The sequence below is a fragment of the Aliiruegeria lutimaris genome (genome assembly GCF_900099935.1).
Classification (GTDB): Bacteria; Pseudomonadota; Alphaproteobacteria; order Rhodobacterales; family Rhodobacteraceae; genus Tropicimonas; species Tropicimonas lutimaris.
Map to the genome: position 1 here is coordinate 1 of NZ_FNEK01000181.1, position 1,518 is coordinate 1,518.

Sequence of the window (1,518 nt, forward strand, 5' to 3'; positions counted from 1 at the left end):
CGGCGCGGGCAACATCGTGAAGCGGCGGAAATACACACGACCGCAATTGTTCGCCCTGTTCCGGTCCCTGCCACCGTGCTTGGTTGGGATGGAGGCATGCGCCAGCGCCCACTACATCGCCAGAACGCTTGGCGAGATGGGACACGACGCACGCCTGATGCTCGCGCAGTATGTGAAGCCGTATCTCCGAACCCAGAAGAATGACTTTCTTGATGCTGAGGCGATCTGCGAGGCCGTCCAACGCCCCACCATGCGGCTCGTTCCGATAAAAACGCGGGAACAGTTGGAGCTTCAGGCCGTGCATCGGGTCCGGGACCGCCTTGTCAGTCGCCGAACTGCGGTGAACAACCAGATCCGGGGCCTGCTGGTCGAGCACGGGATCACGATGTGCAATGGACGCGGTGGATTGCATGGGGTCGTGCAGGAGCTCCTGGGGGAAGAAAACAGCATGTTCTCGCCCGCCATGCGGATTTTAATCTCTAGCCTCTGGGCGGAGTGGCAAGCAACGTATGCCGCTGTCCGGGATCTATCGCGTGAGCTGGAACTGCTTGCCAAAAAGGACCCGGACTGCCAGCGGCTGATGACGGTTCCGGGCGTCGGACCGCTGGTTGCAACGGCGATGATCGCGGCTGTCGCCGACGGATCGGCCTTTGGACGCGGGCGCGACTTTGCTGCCTGGTTGGGGCTGGTGCCGCGCCAGATGTCGACGGGCGGCAAGACCCATCTGGGAGGCATCACCAAACGCGGGAATACCTACCTGCGCCGAATGTTCCTCCATGGCGCCCGGAGCTTCAAGTTGAACGGCAATCGATCCAACCACATGATCGGCGAATGGCTCGATGATCTGGAACGGCGCGTCCACAAGAATGTCGCGACCGTGGCTTTGGCCAACAAGCTGGCACGGATCGCGTGGTCGGTCCTTGCCAATGAGAAGGAATATCGGTCCAGCGCCTGCTGATCGAAGGCAGACGAACCAGGAGACGGCGAGAGAGGTGAGACAGACGATGGCGCTGCAACGATCCGCCACCCATGGATGCTGACAGGGGAAACTGGCCGTGAATGGCCGGGTAAGTATCAAGCGACATGCGGCAGCGGATACGCATCGAGGCCCGGAGCAATGCGTTCCACAGAGAGGCCGGATACATTGACGCAACAGTTCAGCGCATCAGAAGATCGCACTTGCACACCCAGGGCGGACCATACATTTCCCCGTGCAGCTTCCGTCAGGATCAGCTTGTCCAGGGTCAGATCAGACACAGCCCTTCGAAGTCTCTGGTTCTCCTTCTCAAGCTCCTTCAGGCGCTTCAGCTGAGTACGCCCCATCCCACCATAGAGCTTGCGCCAGCGGTAGTAGGTTTGCTGCGTCACGCCGATCTGACGCACCGCATCGGCGACGGTCATTCCTTGCCCTTGCAGCACTTCAACCTGCCGCAGCTTCGAGTCGATATCCTCGGGCTTCTCTTGTTTTCCAGCCATCTTACGACCCTCCAAAATGAGGGGTAAACCTACCCCAGTTGG

Annotated in this window: 1 protein-coding gene and 1 pseudogene; one reads left to right on the top strand and one right to left on the bottom strand. The window is 60.3% G+C overall.

All coding sequences use genetic code 11. The features are described 5' to 3' along the window. Nucleotides 1-16 precede the first annotated feature (16 nt). Complete coding sequence (locus tag BLR85_RS28260; protein WP_280138544.1) at nucleotides 17-958, top strand: IS110 family RNA-guided transposase; 942 nt, start codon at nucleotides 17-19, stop codon at nucleotides 956-958. A 236-nt stretch (nucleotides 959-1,194) separates the two neighbouring features. Here the strand turns inward: BLR85_RS28260 and BLR85_RS30185 are convergent. Next, nucleotides 1,195-1,476 (bottom strand): annotated as a pseudogene (locus BLR85_RS30185) (transposase); the annotation flags it as partial. Nucleotides 1,477-1,518 lie beyond the last annotated feature (42 nt).